General features: G+C 67.9%; 17 protein-coding genes and 1 pseudogene. 14 read left to right on the forward strand and 4 right to left on the reverse strand.

The window, feature by feature from the left end:
• Positions 1–63: 63 nt before the first annotated feature.
• The 4 genes from BEMPMBAN_RS24670 to BEMPMBAN_RS24685 all read right to left on the reverse strand — a co-directional run bounded on the left by BEMPMBAN_RS24670 (position 64) and on the right by BEMPMBAN_RS24685 (position 3,451).
• The gene (locus BEMPMBAN_RS24670) at positions 64–1,290 is read right to left on the reverse strand and encodes a Dyp-type peroxidase (protein ID WP_159233922.1); all 1,227 of its coding nucleotides are present in this window, start codon (positions 1,288–1,290) and stop codon (positions 64–66) included.
• The gene (locus tag BEMPMBAN_RS24675) at positions 1,277–1,807 is read right to left on the reverse strand and encodes a copper chaperone PCu(A)C (RefSeq protein ID WP_159233959.1); all 531 of its coding nucleotides are present in this window, start codon (positions 1,805–1,807) and stop codon (positions 1,277–1,279) included. The genes BEMPMBAN_RS24670 and BEMPMBAN_RS24675 overlap by 14 nt, the downstream gene beginning before the upstream one ends.
• A 213-nt stretch (positions 1,808–2,020) precedes the next feature.
• Positions 2,021–2,560: a hypothetical protein gene (locus BEMPMBAN_RS24680; protein WP_159233924.1), complete on the reverse strand. Its 540-nt coding sequence runs from the start codon at positions 2,558–2,560 to the stop codon at positions 2,021–2,023.
• A 51-nt stretch (positions 2,561–2,611) separates the two neighbouring features.
• A complete protein-coding gene (locus BEMPMBAN_RS24685) occupies positions 2,612–3,451 on the reverse strand; it encodes an aldo/keto reductase (RefSeq protein WP_159233926.1) in 840 nt (279 codons plus the stop codon).
• Between the two features lie 237 nt (positions 3,452–3,688).
• Here BEMPMBAN_RS24685 and BEMPMBAN_RS24690 point away from each other — a divergent pair, with 237 nt between their 5' ends.
• The 14 genes and pseudogenes from BEMPMBAN_RS24690 to BEMPMBAN_RS24755 form a co-directional block, all read left to right on the forward strand.
• Positions 3,689–4,828 (forward strand): alpha/beta hydrolase, encoded by a 1,140-nt coding sequence (locus tag BEMPMBAN_RS24690; RefSeq protein ID WP_159233928.1) that lies wholly within the window; start codon positions 3,689–3,691, stop codon positions 4,826–4,828.
• 32 nt (positions 4,829–4,860) lie between these two features.
• Positions 4,861–5,616, forward strand: coding sequence for a DsbA family protein (locus BEMPMBAN_RS24695; RefSeq protein WP_159233930.1), 756 nt, complete (start codon positions 4,861–4,863; stop codon positions 5,614–5,616).
• A 32-nt stretch (positions 5,617–5,648) separates the two neighbouring features.
• Positions 5,649–6,263, forward strand: coding sequence for a vitamin K epoxide reductase family protein (locus BEMPMBAN_RS24700; RefSeq protein WP_234897681.1), 615 nt, complete (start codon positions 5,649–5,651; stop codon positions 6,261–6,263).
• 30 nt (positions 6,264–6,293) lie between these two features.
• Positions 6,294–9,686 (forward strand): pyruvate carboxylase, encoded by a 3,393-nt coding sequence (locus BEMPMBAN_RS24705; protein ID WP_159233932.1) that lies wholly within the window; start codon positions 6,294–6,296, stop codon positions 9,684–9,686.
• Positions 9,683–10,249 (forward strand): 16S rRNA (guanine(966)-N(2))-methyltransferase RsmD, encoded by a 567-nt coding sequence (gene rsmD / locus BEMPMBAN_RS24710; protein WP_159233963.1) that lies wholly within the window; start codon positions 9,683–9,685, stop codon positions 10,247–10,249. Before BEMPMBAN_RS24705 ends, rsmD begins: the two co-directional genes overlap by 4 nt.
• 36 nt (positions 10,250–10,285) lie before the next feature.
• On the forward strand, positions 10,286–10,765 hold the full coding sequence (gene coaD / locus BEMPMBAN_RS24715; RefSeq protein WP_159233934.1) for a pantetheine-phosphate adenylyltransferase: 480 nt from the start codon (positions 10,286–10,288) through the stop codon (positions 10,763–10,765).
• Between the two features lie 112 nt (positions 10,766–10,877).
• Positions 10,878–11,615 carry a cell division protein SepIVA gene (gene sepIVA / locus BEMPMBAN_RS24720; protein ID WP_159233936.1) on the forward strand — a complete coding sequence of 246 codons (738 nt, stop codon included), beginning with the start codon at positions 10,878–10,880 and terminating at the stop codon, positions 11,613–11,615.
• Between the two features lie 30 nt (positions 11,616–11,645).
• On the forward strand, positions 11,646–12,284 hold the full coding sequence (locus tag BEMPMBAN_RS24725) for a YceD family protein (RefSeq protein ID WP_159233939.1): 639 nt from the start codon (positions 11,646–11,648) through the stop codon (positions 12,282–12,284).
• Positions 12,281–12,973: a ribonuclease III gene (rnc, locus tag BEMPMBAN_RS24730; protein WP_159233941.1), complete on the forward strand. Its 693-nt coding sequence runs from the start codon at positions 12,281–12,283 to the stop codon at positions 12,971–12,973. The genes BEMPMBAN_RS24725 and rnc overlap by 4 nt, the downstream gene beginning before the upstream one ends.
• A gap of 5 nt (positions 12,974–12,978) precedes the next feature.
• Positions 12,979–13,860: a bifunctional DNA-formamidopyrimidine glycosylase/DNA-(apurinic or apyrimidinic site) lyase gene (gene mutM, locus BEMPMBAN_RS24735; RefSeq protein ID WP_159233943.1), complete on the forward strand. Its 882-nt coding sequence runs from the start codon at positions 12,979–12,981 to the stop codon at positions 13,858–13,860.
• A gap of 82 nt (positions 13,861–13,942) precedes the next feature.
• Entirely contained in the window at positions 13,943–14,356 is a 414-nt protein-coding gene (locus BEMPMBAN_RS24740; protein ID WP_159233945.1) for an OsmC family protein, read from the forward strand.
• Positions 14,343–14,624: an acylphosphatase gene (locus tag BEMPMBAN_RS24745; RefSeq protein ID WP_159233947.1), complete on the forward strand. Its 282-nt coding sequence runs from the start codon at positions 14,343–14,345 to the stop codon at positions 14,622–14,624. Before BEMPMBAN_RS24740 ends, BEMPMBAN_RS24745 begins: the two co-directional genes overlap by 14 nt.
• Before the next feature lie 26 nt (positions 14,625–14,650).
• A complete protein-coding gene (gene smc / locus BEMPMBAN_RS24750; protein ID WP_159233949.1) occupies positions 14,651–18,235 on the forward strand; it encodes a chromosome segregation protein SMC in 3,585 nt (1,194 codons plus the stop codon).
• A 48-nt stretch (positions 18,236–18,283) separates the two neighbouring features.
• Positions 18,284–18,652: pseudogene (locus BEMPMBAN_RS24755) on the forward strand (signal recognition particle-docking protein FtsY); the annotation flags it as partial.

The following is an 18,652-nucleotide window of genomic DNA, read 5'->3' on the forward strand; positions in this document are numbered from 1 at the left end:
TGCGCAAAGCAACTGATCAGGCAACGCGGCTCGGACGGCAACTCGTGGATGTCTGTGTATTCGTCACGTTGCGAGCAGCCTCTGGCCCAGGTGCTCGCCTTCCGCGACGCCGGGCAGGATGGCGAACGTCGCCGAGCCGATCGTCGTCACCCACCGGTTGAGGGCGTCAGCGTCGGCCAGCCGTTGTTGGACTGGGATGAACTGCCTTCTGGGGTCACGCTGATATGAGGCGAAGATCAGTCCGCTGTCGCTGGTTTCGTCGTCCGAAGGAGGATCGTCATAGTTGTAGGGCCGGCGCAAGAACTGTTCCTCGTCGTTGCGGTGCCGTGCCAGGGCGATATGGGCGTTGGGCGGGATGACCGGGATTCCATTGCGGCTCGCAGTGAGATCGGGGACGTCGTTCTCCCGTTCGCCGGTCAGCGGGGCGCCCGTGTCGAGACGCCGACCCATCGTCAGCTCCTTGCTCGTTCGGTCAAGTTCGTCCCAGGTGTCCATTTCGGCGCGGATGCGCCGAAGAACCAGTACGGTTCCGCCGGCGAACCACTTCTGCTGGGCGCCGTCGTCCCAGACGTTCCGGTCGAACGCCGCCTCGTCGTGAAGATTTGCGGTTCCGTCCACTTGCCCCATCAGATTGCGCATACTGCCGCCGGGCCGACCAGGTCCGTGTGCGCCGCGGAAACCCGACTGCCGCCAGCGCTGCCGCGTCATGCTTCTGACGTTCTTCAGCAGAACTCGCAGGGCGTGCGACACGACAATGGGATCGTCGGCACAGACCTGAAGCAGGATGTCACCGCCACACCACCCTGGGTCGAGGCGGTCGGTTGCGAACGCAGGCAACTCAACTGCTGCTTCCGGCAGCAGATGAGTCAGACCGATGCGCTCGAAGGCGGTCGCCCCCAACCCGACGGTGACAGTGAGACGCGCAGGCTGGACGGCGAGTTCAGGCTCAGTGTCGGCAAGAGCCGGCCGACCCTGGGTGAGTCGTGAAGCATCGGCGGTCCACAACTTGAGGACTGCAGCGAGTGTGCCGCGTGCGTTTCGGCTTGATTGGGGAGTGAGATCGAGCGCGACGAATGTTGCGTGCCGTTGCGGGATGGTCGCGACTCCGCCCTGATGTACACCGTTGAATGGTTCTGCGGCATTGAGAGGTTCGCTGGCCGAGCTTGCGGAACGGCCGGCGCTGCACTGGGTTATCGCAGCGCCTGCGGCCAATGCGGCGGCGCCTCCGGTGAGGAGGCGCCGCCGATTGACTGGCAGTCGGCGCGGGGCAGGTTCGTCAGCCGTGTTCATGGTGGGGCATATCAGCGGGGGTGTCGCTGTTCGGCTGATAATCCTCGTCTGCGCCAGGAAAATCGCGAATCTGAACAGTGACCGGCAGTGTGGAACCGTCCTCGAACACCACATCGAGTGCGACGTCAGCGCCGGGTTGCAGGGGTTCCTTGAGGTCCATCAGCATCAGGTGGTCGCCCCCGGGCACCAGATCGTGTGTCCCGCCGGCGGGTACGACAACTCCGTCCGCTTTGGGGCGCATCGTCTTGGTGCCGGCGGAGTCGGAAACGACCTCGTGTACTTCAACACGGCCTGCCAGTGGCGAGTCGCCGGACACGATGCGGACATCCTGCTGTCCATCGTTGGTGATCGTGCCGAATACTGCGGCCATTTCTTCGTCGCTGGCGTTTGCCCATTGGTCGGTGATGGTGACGGAGGAGGCCATGGGTGCGTCCTGTTGCTCCGGTGACGAGGTACATCCGGAAGCGGTGAGTGCCGCGGCGGCGAGGAAAGCGCCGACAGCAGCTCGGATTTTCATGTCAGACAAGGGATTCTTCTTTCGCAAAGTGATGCAAACGATGTGGAATTCGCGCCGAGATCCGGTTCCGCGAGCTTGAAGCCGCGAAGAACAGCGCAACAGTGGAGGAAGAGCACGCGACCGCCGGCGCGGCAATAGCGCGCGATCAGGTAGCGGGCGAAACCCTTGCTGCCGCAGTTCTGCAGCGCGGTTTCGTGAGTCAGGGGACCGCTGTTATGCGGCGGCAACCAATCGCGGGGGAGCGCGCATACCCAGCCCGGTCGTGAAAACCGGTTGTACGGCAACGATGTTCGTCGTCCGTCGGACGGTCCGGACCGCCGGTCGCGGCGCACGCAGCGAGAACAGGCGTAGCCAGCAGAGCACCGATGAGCAGACCACGTAGAGGTACTCGGCGGAGGTGATGGCCACACCCAGGACCACGGCCGCCCCGATATGGGAAGCGGCCATGGATGGGCTCATGCCTAGTGCACTGCCGGCATGGTGGTGGCCCGTCGCCACCAGGACCACATGTCCCAAGAACTGAGCAGCGCACAGCGCCGCCGTGGTAGCCAGCCACCGGGCGGAGCGGCTTTCCAACCGGAGGAAGCCGATTGCCGTCCCGATCGTGGCGCAGACCAGAAGCGAGATCACCAGGGCTCCGCCGAGGGGGACGCCACCGCCGGCGGCGGCGTGAGCACCGACCGTCATCACCGACGAGGCCACGCCGACCAGAGCGCCACGCAACCCGCGCGCACGTGACGTCGGCGATCCCACGAGGGGTACCTTACTCGCACTACTACATGAACTACTACACGGGCTAGTAGGTCAGGTTCCGGTGTAGGTCTCCGGGTCCGGACGGAACCTGGTTCCGTCGTCGAGACCGTTGAGGGTGGCCATCTGATCCTCGGTCAGCTCGAAATCGAAGACCTCGAGATTGGACCGGATCCGCTCCGGAGACGACGAACGCGGAATGACGACATTGCCGAGCTGCAGGCTCCACCGGACCAGCACCTGAGCCGGTGTCCTGCCGTGCGCCTCGGCGACCGCGGTGACCGCAGCGTTGTCGAGCAGGTTGCCCACGCCGAGCGGGCCGTAAGCCTCGGTGGTGATCCCGTACCCGGTGTTGATGGCGCGCAGCTCTGCCTGGTTGAGCAGCGGGTGCAGCTCGATCTGGTTGACCGCGGGGGTGAAGAACGACAGGTTGATGATGTCGTCGAGGTGACCCTCGTTGAAATTGCAGACACCGATCGAGCGGGTGTCACCGACCTCCTTGGCCTTCATCAGGCCACCCCAGCTGTCGACATACTTGCCGTGCTGGGTAGCGGGCCAGTGAATCAGGTACAGGTCCACGTACTCGAGGCCGAGCCGCTCCAGACTGGCCTTGAGCGCGTTCTGCGAGGACTGGAAACCCTGGTCCTCGGTGGCGAGCTTGGTGGTGACGAACAGCTCGTCGCGCGGTACCCCGGACTGCGCGATCGCGCGTCCTACCGCGGCCTCGTTGCCGTAGGCAGCTGCTGTGTCGATCAGTCGGTAGCCGGCCTCCAATGCCGCCAGGACCGAGGCCTCGGTCTCGGAGTCCGACAACTCGCCCACGCCGAGGCCGAGCACCGGCATCGTGTTGTCGTCGTTGAGTGTGACGGTGGGAATCGCTGCCGCCGAGATCATGTCACCTGCCCTGCTGAAGTGGAATGCTCGTTCACCGGACCCCGGTCACCGACGCATGCTCGGGCCGGGGGACACGGTTTCGCCGATGACTATATTGCGGTGTCGGTAAGTCGCCTAATCATTCGCCTGCCCGGGAGTTTTGCTCCGGGGTGCACAGCCGCTTGCCGCTGACATCGCCTTAGTGGGCCGCCGACCTCGGCGTCGGCGGTAAGGTCTGCCAGAACCGATGGAGCAGACATGACGCAGAGCGCGACGGGTCAGGCGCCCGTCACCGAAATCCCCGGCACCCGCCCCGCCCGCAAGGTCCGCGTCCGGCACACCCTGGCCGACGTACTGGCCAACAAGGTCGCCGGGGTGACGCTGCGGGCACTGCCGAGCATCCCTGACAGCGTCAAGCGCATCCTGCTGGGTGGGCGGTCGATCACGCTCGACGGCAACACCCTCGACACCACGCTGCAGTTGATGCTCACCGGTCAGCAGTCGCTGGGACTCGACGGATTGGTCGGCGACGACGACGTCGTCGCCGCGCGCGCGCAGCTGGAGCTGCTCGCGGACAGCTTCAGACAACACATCCCGGTAGCTGCCGTCAACGATGTGGCGGTGGCCGGTGCCGTCGGCCCCATCAAGGCGCGGCATTACCGCACCGAGCACCCCGACGCGCCGCTGCTGGTCTTCTATCACGGCGGTGGCCAGGTGATGGGGAGCATCGAGACCCACGACGATCTGTGCCGTGAGATCTGCCGGTCCGGCCGGGTCCACGTGCTGTCGGTCGACTACCGGTTGGCTCCCGAGCACAAGGCGCCCGCGGGGGCCGAGGACGCCTACGCCGCCTACCTGTGGGCCCGCGAGCACGCCGCCGAACTCGGCGCCGATCCGACGCGGATCGCCGTGGGCGGCGACAGTGCAGGAGCCAACCTGGCCGCGCTGGTGTCCCTGCGTGCCCGTGACGAGAAGTCGCCGCCGCCCGCGTTGCAACTGTTGTTGTATCCGGTGACCGACTACACCGCGCAGACCCGCTCCCGGACGCTGTTCGCCCGGGGGTTCTTCCTCACCCGAGACGACATCGACTGGTTCAACAACCGGTTCCTCGGCGGTGCTGCGGTCGACGGCTCCGACCCGCGGGTGTCACCTCTTCTGGCCGATGACCTTTCCGGGCTGCCACCGGCCCTGGTCGCCACCGCCGGGTTCGACCCGCTGCGCGACGAGGGCAGGAACTACGCCGAGGCCATGCGCGTGGCGGGGGTGGCCGTCGATTACCGGGAGTACGGCTCCGTCGTGCACGGCTTCGCCAACTTCTTCCCGCTCGGCGGTGCCAGCGCCACCGCGACCACCGATGTCATCTCGGCGATGCGTGCGCATCTGACCCGCGGCGGCTAATCCTCGCCGGGGACGCCGGTACTCTGTCTTCCGTGGCCACCAAACCCAAGAAGAACGCGCGTTACGACCTGAAGGCAGCCGATCGTAAGCGCAACCTGTTCATTCAGATCGGTCTGACCTCGGTCGTGGTGCTCTTCGCGGTCGCCCTGGTGCTGTACATCGTGATGGGCGCCGAGGACAGGCCGACCGCAGGTGAGGCCGAAGCCATCAGGGTGGAGTCGACCAGCCTGATCAAGAAGGAGGGCACCGAGGAGCCCAAGGCCCTCGTGTCGCTCTACGAGGACTTCCTGTGCCCGGCGTGCCGCAACTTCGAGCAGCAGTTCGGGCCCACCATCAGCCAGCTCATCGATTCCGGCGCGATCGCCGCCGACTACTACATGGTGAGCATTCTTGATCGGCCGCAGAACCAGAACTACTCGTCGCGCGCCGGCAACGCCGCCTACTGCGTGGCCTCCGAGTCCAAAGAAGCGTTCCGCCGCTTCCATGCAGCCCTGTACTCCCAGCAGCCCAGCGAAACCGGAAGCGCCTTTCCGGACAACGCCCGACTGGTCGAGATCGCGCGTCAGGCCGGTGCCGCGGGCGAGGTTCCGGAGTGCATCAACAACGGCACCTTCGTCGACATGGTCAGCGGCCTGGCTGCGGCCACCGAGGTCCAGTCCACCCCGACGATCCGCATCAACGGCGAGGATTACCAGCCCAGCACGCCGGACGCGCTGGTCGCCAAGATCAGGGAGATCGTCGGCGACGTTCCCGCCCTCGACGCAGTCGCACCCGCACCGGCGTCGTGACCGCCACGGTGTCAAATTCGGCGTCGAACCCAGTGCCATCGGCGGCGGATCCGGCGGCCGCCGAGTCGACGGGTGTCGAGGTCGCCAGGAGCAGCGCGCTGTGGGTGCTGATCGCCGGGGGCGTCGGGTTGGCCGCGGCGCTGACGTTGACGATCGAGAAGATCGAACTCCTGATCAACCCGGACTACATTCCGTCCTGCAGCATCAATCCGGTCCTGTCCTGCGGCTCGGTGATGATCACCCCGCAGGCGTCGCTGCTCGGGTTCCCCAACCCGCTGATCGGGATCGTCTCGTTCAGCCTGGTGGTGGTCACCGGCGTGCTCGCGCTGGCCAAGGTTCCGCTGCCGCGCTGGTACTGGGTCGGCCTGGCCGGCGGGACGCTGCTGGGCACCGTGTTCGTCCACTGGCTGATCTTCCAGAGCCTGTACCGGATCGGCGCGCTGTGCCCCTACTGCATGGTGGTGTGGGCCGTGACGATCCCGCTGCTGGTGGTGGCCACGTCGATCGCGTCGCAAGCGCAGCGAAGTGGCTCCGCCGTGATCAGAGCCGTCTACACGTGGCGGTGGTCGCTGGTGGCGCTGTGGTTCACCGCGGTGACCCTGCTGATTCTCGAGCGATTCTGGAACTACTGGTCGACTCTCGTCTGATCGGTGCCTCCGATGAGGTTAAGGTGAACCGTGACCGGTCGGATCTCCAAAGTCCTCGTGGCGAATCGCGGGGAGATCGCAATCCGCGCGTTTCGCGCCGCCTACGAACTCGGTATCGCCACCGTCGCGGTGTATCCGTACGAGGACCGCAACTCCCTGCACCGCCTGAAAGCGGACGAGTCCTACCAGATCGGTGACATCGGGCATCCGGTTCGCGGCTACCTCTCTGTCGACGAGATCATCCGGGTGGCCACCGCGGCCGGTGCCGACGCGGTCTATCCGGGTTACGGATTCCTGTCGGAGAACCCGGACCTGGCTGCGCAGTGCGCCGCCGCCGGCATCACGTTTGTCGGCCCCAGTTCCGGGGTGCTGGAGCTGACCGGAAACAAGGCTCGCGCGATCGCCGCAGCTCGTGCGGCCGGTCTCCCGGTGCTCGCGTCGTCGGACCCGTCGGCGTCGGTCGACGAACTCCTCCAGGCCGCCGAGGACATGGAATTCCCGTTGTTCGTCAAGGCGGTCTCCGGTGGCGGCGGCCGCGGGATGCGCCGGGTCACCGACCGCGCGGCGCTGGCCGAGGCGGTGGAGGCCGCCAGTCGCGAGGCCGAGTCCGCGTTCGGGGATCCGACCGTCTACCTCGAGCAGGCGGTGCTCAACCCGCGCCACATCGAGGTGCAGATCCTCGCCGACAACGACGGCAACGTGATGCACCTGTTCGAACGGGACTGCAGTGTGCAGCGCCGCCATCAGAAGGTCATCGAGCTTGCGCCCGCGCCCAACTTGCCCGAGGAGCTGCGGCAGAAGATCTGCGACGATGCCGTCGCGTTCGCCCGGCAGATCGACTACACCTGTGCGGGCACCGTCGAGTTCCTGCTCGACGAGCGCGGGCACCACGTGTTCATCGAGTGCAACCCGCGGATCCAGGTGGAGCACACCGTCACCGAGGAGATCACCGACGTCGACCTGGTCGGCAGCCAGTTGCGCATCGCGTCGGGGGAGACCCTCGCGGATCTCGGTCTGAGCCAGGAATCGCTGGTCATCCGTGGTGCAGCTATGCAGTGCCGGATCACCACCGAGGACCCGACGAACGGCTTTCGTCCCGACACCGGCCGCATCACCGCGTACCGCTCGCCGGGCGGCGCCGGAATCCGCCTGGATGGCGGTGCGGTGCTGGGGGGCGAGATCGGCGCGCACTTCGACTCGATGCTGGTCAAACTCACGTGCCGGGGGCGCGATTTCGGGAGTGCGGTGGCGCGCGCGTACCGGGCGCTGGCCGAATTCCGGGTGCGCGGGGTCTCGACGAACATCCCGTTCCTCCAGGCCGTCATCGACGATCCTGACTTCCGGGCCGGCCGGGTCACCACTTCGTTCATCGACGAACGCCCCTACCTGCTGACCGCGCGCTCGCCCGCCGACCGCGGCACCAAGATCCTCAACTACCTGGCCGACGTCACCGTCAACCAACCGCACGGACCCCGGCTGTCGTCGGTCTATCCTCACGACAAGCTGCCGCAGGTCGATCTCGGCACGATGCCGCCGCGCGGCAGCAAGCACCTGCTCTCGGAGGTGGGGCCGGAAGGGTTCGCCCGATGGATGCGGGAGTCGAAGTCCGTCGGCGTCACCGACACGACGTTCCGCGACGCGCACCAGTCGCTGCTGGCCACCCGGGTGCGCACCTCCGGTCTGTTGATGGTGGCGCCCCACATCGCCCGGCTCACCCCGCAGTTGCTGTCGATCGAGTGCTGGGGCGGCGCCACCTACGACGTGGCCCTGCGGTTCCTCAAGGAGGATCCGTGGGAACGGCTGGCCGCGCTGCGCGAGGCGGTGCCCAACATCTGCCTGCAGATGCTGCTCCGGGGTCGCAACACGGTGGGTTACACCCCTTATCCGGAGACGGTCACCCACGCCTTCGTGCAGGAGGCGACCGAGGTGGGGATCGACATCTACCGCATCTTCGACGCATTGAACAACGTGGATTCAATGCGTCCGGCTATCGACGCCGTACGCGAAACCGGAACTGCGGTAGCCGAAGTCGCGATGTCCTACACCGGGGACCTGTCCGATCCGGGCGAGAACCTCTACACCCTGGATTATTACCTCAAGCTCGCCGAGCAGATCGTCGACGCCGGGGCGCATGTGCTTGCGATCAAGGACATGGCGGGTCTGCTGCGACCGCAGGCGGCGGCCATGCTGGTCAGTGCGTTACGCAGCCGGTTCGATCTGCCGGTGCACGTACACACCCACGACACCCCGGGCGGCCAACTGGCCACCTATCTGGCTGCCTGGCAGGCCGGTGCCAGCGCGGTCGACGGCGCCTCGGCGCCGCTGGCGGGCACGACGAGTCAGCCCGCACTGAGCTCGATCGTCGCGGCGACGGCGCACACCGAGTACGACACCGGGTTGGCCCTGTCGTCGGTGTGCGACCTGGAGCCCTACTGGGAAGCACTGCGAAAGGTGTACGCGCCGTTCGAGTCCGGCCTTCCCGCACCGACTGGCCGGGTGTACCGGCACGAGATCCCGGGTGGGCAGCTCTCCAACCTGCGCACCCAGGCCGTCGCGCTGGGCCTGGGCGACCGATTCGAGGAGATCGAGGCCGCCTACGCGGGCGCCGATCGGATCCTGGGCCGGCTGGTCAAGGTCACCCCGTCATCGAAGGTGGTCGGTGATCTCGCGCTGGCGCTCGTCGGTGCGGGCATCACGGCCGACGAATTCGCTTCCGAGCCAGACAAATTCGACATTCCGGACTCGGTCATCGGGTTTCTGCGCGGTGAGTTGGGAGACCCTCCGGGTGGCTGGCCCGAGCCGCTGCGCAGCAAGGCGCTCGCCGGGCGCGCGCCCGCCAAGCCGCAGGTCGACCTCTCCGCCGAGGACTCCGAGGCGCTGAGCCAGGCCGGGACCAAGCGCCAGGCCACCCTGAACAGGTTGCTGTTTCCCGGTCCGACAAAGGAATTCGAGGCCCACCGGGAACTCTACGGCGACACCTCGAGCTTGTCGGCGAACCAGTTCCTCTACGGGCTGCGGCACGGTGACGAGCACCGCGTCAAGCTGGAGCGCGGCGTCGAACTGCTCATCGGGCTGGAGGCGATCTCCGATCCCGACGAACGGGGCATGCGCACGGTGATGTGCATCATCAACGGCCAGTTGCGGCCGGTCGTCGTCCGTGACCGCAGCGTCGCCAGCGAGGTGCCCGCCGCCGAGAAGGCTGATCGCAACAATCCCGATCACGTCGCGGCGCCGTTTGCGGGTGTGGTGACGGTCAACGTGGCCGAGGGCGACGCGGTGGAAGCGGGCCAGACCATCGCCACGATCGAGGCGATGAAGATGGAGGCCGCGATCACCGCGCCCAAGGCGGGCACTGCCACGCGCGTCGCGGTGTCGGCAACCGCGCAGGTCGAAGGTGGCGACCTGCTGGTGGTGGTCACCTGACGCGCATCGTTGCCGGCGCTCTGGGAGGGCGCCGAATATCGGTGCCGCAGCACAAGTCCGGGAATCGAACCCGTCCGACGACCGACCGGGTGCGCGAGTCCCTGTTCAATCTGTTGGCCGCCCGGATCGATTTCGCCGGGCTCGACGTGCTCGACCTCTATGCCGGTTCGGGAGCGCTGGGCCTGGAGGCGCTGTCGCGAGGCGCCGCGTCGGCGGTGTTCGTGGAGTCCGACGCCAAGGCGGCGGCGGTGATCACGAAGAACATCACGACCCTCGGCGTCGCGGGTGCGTCGGTGCGTCGCGGATCGGTGACGGCGGTCCTGCAGGCGGGCGCCGCCCGGCCGGTGCATCTTGTGCTGGCCGACCCGCCGTATGAGGTCGACGATGCCGAGGTCGGCGCGATGCTCGTCGCGCTCGAGGGCGCCGGATGGACGATGCCGGGCACGGTGGCCGTGGTGGAGCGCTCGACCTCCGGGCCCGAGATCACGTGGCCGCACGGATGGGTGCCGTGGGGTGCCCGCCGCTACGGGGACACCCGGATCGAGCTCGCCGAACGCGACTGAGCTGCCCGGGCATCCGGGCTGCTAGCGTCGACCTCCATGAGTGGAGCGGTGTGCCCGGGATCCTTCGATCCGGTGACCCTCGGTCACATCGACGTCTTCGAACGGGCCTCTGCGCAGTTCGACGAGCTGGTGATCGCGGTGCTCGTCAACCCGAACAAGAAGGGCATGTTCAGCGTCGAGGAACGGATCACGCTGATCGAGGAGTCCACCGCCCACCTGCCGAACGTACGCGCAGAGTCGGGCCAGGGGCTCGTGGTCGACTTCGTCAAGGCCCGGGGCATGACGGCGATCGTCAAAGGTCTGCGCACGGGCACCGACTTCGAGTACGAGCTGCAGATGGCCCAGATGAACAAGCACATCGCGGGCGTCGACACGTTCTTCGTCGCCACCAACCCGCAGTACTCGTTCGTGTCGTCCTCGCTGGCCAAAGAGGTCGCGATGCTGGGCGGCGACGTCTCGGCGCTGCTGCCGGGACCGGTGAACGCACAGGTGCGGGCCAAGCTCGCAGGGAATTGACATAATGCTGGGCATCAAGCAATTGGTAACGACACACCGGTGCCGGTAGCGGAGTCACAGGCGTAACACCAGGCACACTGGTCACTGTCAACTACGCCTGGAGGGTGTTGCCGTGTACCGAGTTTTTGAAGCACTCGATGAATTGGGTGGAATCGTCGAGGAGGCCCGCGGCGTGCCGATGACGGCGGGTTGTGTGGTGCCTCGGGGCGACGTCCTGGAACTGATCGACGACATCAAGGATGCGATCCCCGGCGAACTCGACGACGCGCAGGACGTGCTGGATGCTCGGGATTCGCTGCTACGCGAGGCCAAGGACCATGCGGAGGCCACCGTGTCGACGGCCAACGCAGAAGCCGATTCGATGGTCAACCACGCCAGGGCAGAAGCCGACCGGCTGTTGGCGGACGCGAAGTCGCAGGCCGACCGGATGGTCGCCGAGGCGCGCCAGCACAGCGAACGGATGGTGGCGGAGGCCCGAGAAGAGGCCAACCGGATCGCGGCCACGGCCAAGCGTGAGTACGAGGCCACCACCGGGCGGGCCAAGTCCGAAGCGGACAGGCTCATCGAGAGCGGCAACCTGACCTACGAGAAGGCGGTCCAGGAAGGCATCAAGGAGCAGCAGCGGCTGGTGTCGCAGACCGAGATCGTCGCGACGGCCACCGGTGAAGCCACCCGGCTGATCGACTCCGCGCACGCGGAGGCGGATCGGTTGCGTGGCGAGTGCGACATCTACGTCGACAGCAAGCTGGCCGAATTCGAGGACTTCCTCAACGGCACGTTGCGCTCAGTGGGCCGGGGCCGTCATCAACTGCGCACCGCGGCCGGGACCCACGACTACGCGGCCCGCTGACCCGTGGGGCGCTGAACGTACGATACGTGCATGCCGACGCATGTGAACGCGGCCGCGCGCCGAGGGGCGCGATCGCCCCTGGTGATCAACATCTCCCGACTCGGCCGCAGGCCCGGCTCGATGATGCCCCTGGAGACCACCGTCGCCAGTCCGTCGCGGATGGGGCTGCAGTTGCTCGCCGTCGAGCAGGGCGCGCCGCTGGAGCTGAACCTGCGTCTTGAGGCGGTGTCGGAAGGTGTACTGGTCACCGGCACCGTGTCGGCGCCGACGGCGGGCGAGTGCGCGCGCTGCCTGCAGCCGATCACCGGCGAGGTGGAGATCGATCTGACCGAGCTGTTCGCCTATCCCGACAGCGCGACCGACGAGACCACCGACGCCGACGAGATCGCCCGTGTCGGCCGCGACGGCGGTGCCGAGACAGTTGACCTCGAGCAGCCGATCATCGACGCGGTGGGTCTGGCGCTGCCGTTCTCTCCGGTGTGCGGCCCGGACTGCGAAGGGCTGTGCCAGCAGTGCGGGGTGCCGCTGGCCACCGCAGAGCCCGGCCATCATCACGAGCAGATCGATCCACGGTGGGCCAAGTTGACCGAGCTCCGCGAGCAGACGGCAGATGAGCTTCGCGAGCAGACGGCAGATGAGCTCCGCGAGCAGGGTGGAGACCAGTCGTGACCGTCGACCGCGCGCTGCTGCTCAAGGCGCTCGGGGTCGATCTGCCCGCGGAACTGCTCACCATCGCGCTCACGCACCGCAGCTACTCCTACGAGAACGGCGGACTGCCCACCAACGAACGTCTGGAGTTCCTCGGGGACTCGGTGCTCGGCCTGACCATCACCGAGGAGCTCTATCACCGGCATCCGGACCGTTCGGAGGGTGATCTGGCCAAGTTGCGCGCCAGCATCGTCAACACCCACGCCCTGGCCGACGTCGGTCGGGATCTCACCGAAGACGGTCTGGGTTCCTACCTGCTGCTGGGCAGGGGAGAAGAGAACTCCGGCGGCGCCGACAAGTCCAGCATTCTGGCCGACGGTGTCGAATCTCTGCTCGGCGCAATATATCTCGAGCACGGCGCCTCGGTCGTGCGGGACGTGATCCTGAGGTTGTTCGGCAAGCTTCTCGACACCGCCCCGACCCTGGGTGCGGGCCTGGATTGGAAGAGCAGCCTGCAGGAACTGACCGCGTCCCGCGGCCTCGGTGCGCCCACCTACCTCGTGACGTCCACCGGGCCGGATCACGACAAGGAGTTCACCGCGACGGTGATGGTCGCCGAGCGCGAGTACGGCAGGGGTATCGGCCGGACCAAGAAAGAAGCCGAACTCAAGGCCGCCGCGGCGGCGTGGAACGCCCTCGACAGTGCTTGATCCGGATGCCTGAACTCCCCGAGGTCGAGGTCGTCCGGCGGGGATTGGCCCAAAGCGTGACCGACAGGACCATCACTGCGGTCCGGGTGCACCACCCCCGCGCCGTGCGCAGGCACGAGGCCGGGCCCACGGACCTGACCGCCAGGCTGCTCGGCGCCGCGATCACCGGGACCGGACGCCGGGGCAAGTACCTGTGGCTCACGCTGGGTGATGAGGCCGATGTGGGGGGTGCGCGACGAGACGCCGGCAGCGCGCTCGTCGTGCACCTCGGGATGAGCGGGCAGATGCTGTTGGGGCCCGTTCCGAACAAGAACCACCTGCGCATCGCCGCGCTGCTCGACGACGGCACCACGCTGAGCTTTGTCGACCAGCGCACCTTCGGCGGCTGGATGGTCGCCGAGATGGTCACCGTCGACGGCACCGATGTGCCGACGCCGGTCGCGCACATCGCCCGCGACCCGCTGGACCCGGCGTTCGATCGTGATCTTGTCGTCACGCTGTTGCGCGACAAGCACTCCGAGATCAAGCGTCAGCTACTCAACCAGGCCGTGGTGTCCGGGGTCGGCAACATCTACGCCGACGAAGCCCTGTGGCGGGCCAAGGTCAATGGCGCCCGCCTGGCCTCGGCGTTGCCGCGGCGCAAGCTCGCCGAGTTGCTCGACGCCGCCGCCGAGGTGATGACCGACGCGCTCGATGAGGGCGGTACGTCGTTCGACTCGCTCTACGTCAACGTCAACGGTGAGTCCGGTTACTTCGACCGGTCTCTGGATGCCTACGGCCGCGAGGGGCAGCCCTGCCGCCGGTGCGGGGCGGTGATGCGGCGGGAGAAGTTCATGAACCGGTCGTCGTTCTTCTGCCCACGCTGCCAACCCCGACCACGCACCTAGCGCCGGAACGGTATTCCACGCGGTCACGGCGCCGGATCGAGCGCGTGGAATACCGTTCCGGCGGGGGTTGTAGAAATGAGCCATGACCGAACTATGGGTGGAACGCACCGGGGTGCGTCGCTACACCGGGCACAGCACACGCGGTGCCGAGGTCCTCGTCGCCTCCGAGGACGTCGAGGGCGCTTTCACGCCTGGGGAGCTGATGAAGATCGCACTGGCCGCGTGCAGCGGGCTCTCCAGCGACCAGCCGCTGCGCCGGCGCCTGGGCGACGACTACCAGGCCACGATCAGGGTGTCCGGACCCGCTGACCGCGAACAGGAGCGCTACCCGCTGCTGGAGGAGTTATTGGAGGTCGACCTGTCGGGACTGTCCGACGACGACGTCACCCGGCTGCTGACCGTGGTGGAACGCGCGATCGACCAGGTGTGCACAGTGGGACGAACGCTGAAGTCTGGTACCAAAGTGACGTTTGGGGTCAAAGATGTCGGCAGGTGAGACCCGGCTGACCGCCTGGGTGCACGGACACGTTCAGGGCGTGGGTTTTCGCTGGTGGACGAGGTCGCGGGCGCTCGAGCTGGGTCTGACGGGCTTTGCGTCCAACCGGCCCGACGGACGGGTTCAGGTGGTCGCCCAGGGCTCCCGGGACGCCTGCCAACGCCTCCTGGACCAGCTCCGGAGCGGAAACACTCCCGGGCACGTCGACAAGGTGGTCTCGGACTGGTCCGAACCCGCCGACGCGTTTTCGGGCTTCACCGAGCGCTGAGCTGCTCGGCGGTAGGGTCTGACGACATGCATCTCAAGAGTCTGACGCTGAAGGGCTTCAAGTCCTTCGCCTCGCCGACGACTCTGCGCTTCGAACCGGGCATCACCTGCGTTGTCGGGCCCAACGGGTCCGGCAAGTCCAACGTCGTCGACGCGCTCACCTGGGTGATGGGGGAGCAGGGCGCCAAGACGCTGCGCGGCGGAAAGATGGAAGACGTCATCTTCGCCGGCACGTCCTCGCGGGCCCCGCTCGGCCGCGCCGAGGTGACGTTGACGATCGACAACTCCGACAACGCGCTGCCCATCGAGTACTCCGAGGTGTCGATCACCCGAAGGATGTTCCGCGACGGCGCGGGCGAGTACGAGATCAACGGCAGCAGTTGCCGTTTGATGGATGTCCAGGAGCTGCTCAGCGACTCCGGGATCGGCCGGGAGATGCACGTCATCGTCGGTCAGGGCAAGCTGTCCGAGATCCTCGAGTCGCGCCCGGAAGACCGGCGGGCGTTCATCGAGGAGGCCGCGGGCGTCCTCAAGCACCGCAAACGCAAGGAGAAGGCGGTTCGCAAGCTCGACTCGATGTCGGCGAACCTGGCGCGGCTGACCGACCTGACCACCGAACTGCGCCGTCAGCTCAAGCCGCTGGGCCGGCAGGCCGAAATGGCGCGTCGGGCCCAGACGATCCAGGCCGACCTGCGTGACGCGCGGCTGCGGCTGGCAGCCGACGACCTGGTCACCCGCAAGGCCGAGTTCGATGACACCAACCAGGCCGAGACCACGCTGCGTCGCGAGCACGACGAACTGACCGCGCGGCTGGAAGTCCGGACCGTCGAACTCGAGGCCCACGAATCCGCTGTCGAGGAACTCAGCGAGCGCGCCGACTCCGCGCAGCAGCGCTGGTTCCGGCTCTCGGCGCTGGCCGAGAGGGTCAGTGCGACGGTCCGTATCGCCAGCGAGCGGGCACAGCACCTGGACGCCGAGCCCGACATGGCCGGCGGTCCGGATCCGGACGAACTCGAGGCGCAGGCCGACGAGGTGGCCGAGCAGGAGCGGCAGCTCCTCGAGGAGCTGGCCGAATCCCGGGAACGTCTGGAAGCCACCCGCGCCGAGCTGGCCGAGCGGGAGCAGGTGGCCGCCGAAGCCGAGCGGGCCCACCTGGCCGCCGCCCGGGCCGAGGCGGACCGGCGGGAGGGGTTGGCCCGGCTGTCCGGTCAGGTCGACACCATGCGCACCCGAGTCGAGTCGATCGACGAGACCGTCGCCCGGTTGACCACGGGCATCGACGAGGCGGCCGCACGCGCGCAGCAGGCCCAAGCAGAGTTCGAGACCGTGCAGACCCGGGTGAGCGAGCTCGATGCCGGCGAGGTCGGGCTCGACGACCACCACGACCGAACCGTGGCCGCGCTGCGGCTGGCCGACGAGCGGGTGGCCGAGTTGCAGGCCGGCGAGCGTGCCGCCGAGCGCCAGGTGGCGTCTCTGCAGGCGCGCATCGACGCGTTGTCGGTCGGGCTGGACCGCAAGGACGGCGCTGCATGGCTCCAAGAGAACCGGGGGGCAGGGCTTTTCGGGTCGATCGCCAACCTGGTCAAGGTGCAACCCGGTCACGAGTCGGCGGTCGCCGCAGTGCTCGGCGCAGCGGCCGACGCCGTCGCAGCGGAGAACTTCGGCACCGCCCGTGAGGCGGTCGCCGCGCTCAAGCACTCCGACGGCGGGCGGGCCGCCATCGTGCTGGGGGACTGGCCCGCGCAACCCGCGCCCGTGACGGGTCACCTGCCCGCAGGCGCGGTGTGGGCGGTGGACGTCGTGGACGCCGCCCCGCGGGTGCGCGCCGCCGTGACCGCGATGCTCGCCGGGGTCGCGGTGGTTGACGCCCTCGCGAACGCCATGGAACTTGTTGCCGCACAACCACAACTGCGTGCGGTGACCGCCGAGGGCGACCTGGTCGGGGCCGGCTGGGTCAGCGGCGGATCCGACCGCAGGCCCAGCACGCTGGAGATCACCGCGCAGGTGGACAAGGCTCGGGCGGAACTCGCCGACGCCGAGCGGCAGGTCGGCGAGCTGTCCGCCGCGCTGTCCGGTGCGCTGGCCGAGCAGTCGTCCCGTCAGGACGCCGCCGAACAGGCCCTGGCGGCACTCAACGAGTCCGACGCCGCGATCTCGGCGATCTACGAACAGCTGGGCCGGCTGGGTCAGGACGCCCGCGCCGCCGACGACGAGTGGCAGCGCCTGATCAGCCAGCGCGACGAACTGGAGACCGGGCGCACCCGCACGGTGTCCGAGCTCGCCGAGCTCGAAGAGCGGCTGCACAACGCCCAACAGGAGCCGATGTTCGAGGCCGAGCCCGTCAACCGCCAGGAGTGGACGGCCGCCGCGGAGGCCGCGCGCTCGGCGGAGGTGGAGGCCCGGTTGACGGTGCGCACCGCCGAGGAGCGCGCGAATGCCGTTCGGGGACGGGCTGATTCACTCCGGCGGGCCGCGACCGCAGAACGTGAGGCACGCGTACGTGCCCGCCGGGCACGCGAGGCGCGGGTGCACGCCGCAGCGGTGGCGGCTGCCGTGGCCGAGACCGGTCGGCTGGTGGCGGCACGGTTGAGCTCGGCGGTCGGCGTCGCGTCCAGGATCCGCGACGAGGTCGCCGCCGAGCGTCAGGTCCGGGCCGGCGCGCTGGCGAAGACGCGTGAGGAGGTCAACGAACTGACGGCCAGGATCAGCACGCTCACCGATTCGCTGCACCGCGACGAGGTGGCCAAAGCCCAAGCGGCACTGCGTATCGAACAACTCGAGCAGCAGGTGCTCGAGCAGTTCGGGATGGCCGTGGCCGACCTGGTCGCCGAATACGGTCCCAGCGTCGCGTTGCCTCCGACCGAGCTCGAGATGGCGGAGTACGAGCAGGCGCGCGAACGCGGCGAGCAGGTCACCGCGCCGGCGCCGATGCAGTTCGACCGGGCCACCCAGGAACGGCGGGCCAAGCGCGCCGAACGCGAACTCAACGAATTGGGCCGGGTCAATCCGCTCGCCCTGGAGGAGTTCGCCGCGCTGGAGGAGCGCTACAACTTCCTGTCCACCCAGCTCGAGGATGTCAAGGCGGCCCGAAAGGACCTCCTCGACGTCATCGCCGATGTCGACAGCCGCATTCTCCAGGTTTTCGCCGAGGCGTATGCCGACGTCGAACGCGAGTTCGCCCAGGTGTTCTCGACACTGTTCCCCGGCGGTGAGGGCAGGCTGCTGCTGACCGACCCCGACGACATGCTGACCACCGGCATCGAGGTCGAGGCCAGGCCGCCGGGAAAGAAGATCAAGCGGCTTTCGTTGCTGTCGGGCGGGGAGAAGTCGCTGACGGCGGTGGCGATGCTGGTGGCCATCTTCCGGGCCCGCCCGTCGCCGTTCTATGTCATGGACGAGGTCGAGGCCGCGCTCGACGACGTCAACCTGCGCCGGTTGATCAGCCTGTTCGAGCAATTGCGCGAAGTGTCACAGCTCATCGTCATCACCCACCAGAAGCCGACGATGGAGATCGCCGACGCCCTCTACGGGGTGACGATGCGCAACGACGGCATCACCACGGTGATCTCGCAGCGGATGCGCGGCCAGGAACTCGTGGCCAGTCCCTCCTGACCGCCGGGGTCCGGCAGCACCGATTACCTCCCCTGCGACAATGGCGTCGTGTCTGAGGGTCTCTGGATCGCGATCGCGGTCATCGCTGTTCTGCTGGTCGCTGCGCTCGTCGTCGGCCTGCTCCGCTACCGTCGACGCCGGATCAGCCTCAACGCGCCGGACACCGTCACCCCTGTCGATCGGTCGGGGGGTTACACCGCATCCTCGGGCATCACGTTCACCGCGTCGGCGCCCACCAAGGCTCCGCCGGCTCCGCGGGAGGAGACCCCGCCGGGCGTTCCCGAGCACCCCGCGCCCCTCGACACCACCGGCTCACCCACCGTCGGTGACGACGCCACCATCCCGCGCGATGCGCCCAAGCGACCGATCGCCGACGTCCGTCTGCCCGAGCCCCCGGCGCCCCCGGCGCCCCCGGCA

Source organism: Mycolicibacterium austroafricanum (assembly GCF_902705885.1).
GTDB classification, from domain to species: Bacteria; Actinomycetota; Actinomycetes; order Mycobacteriales; family Mycobacteriaceae; genus Mycobacterium; species Mycobacterium vanbaalenii_A.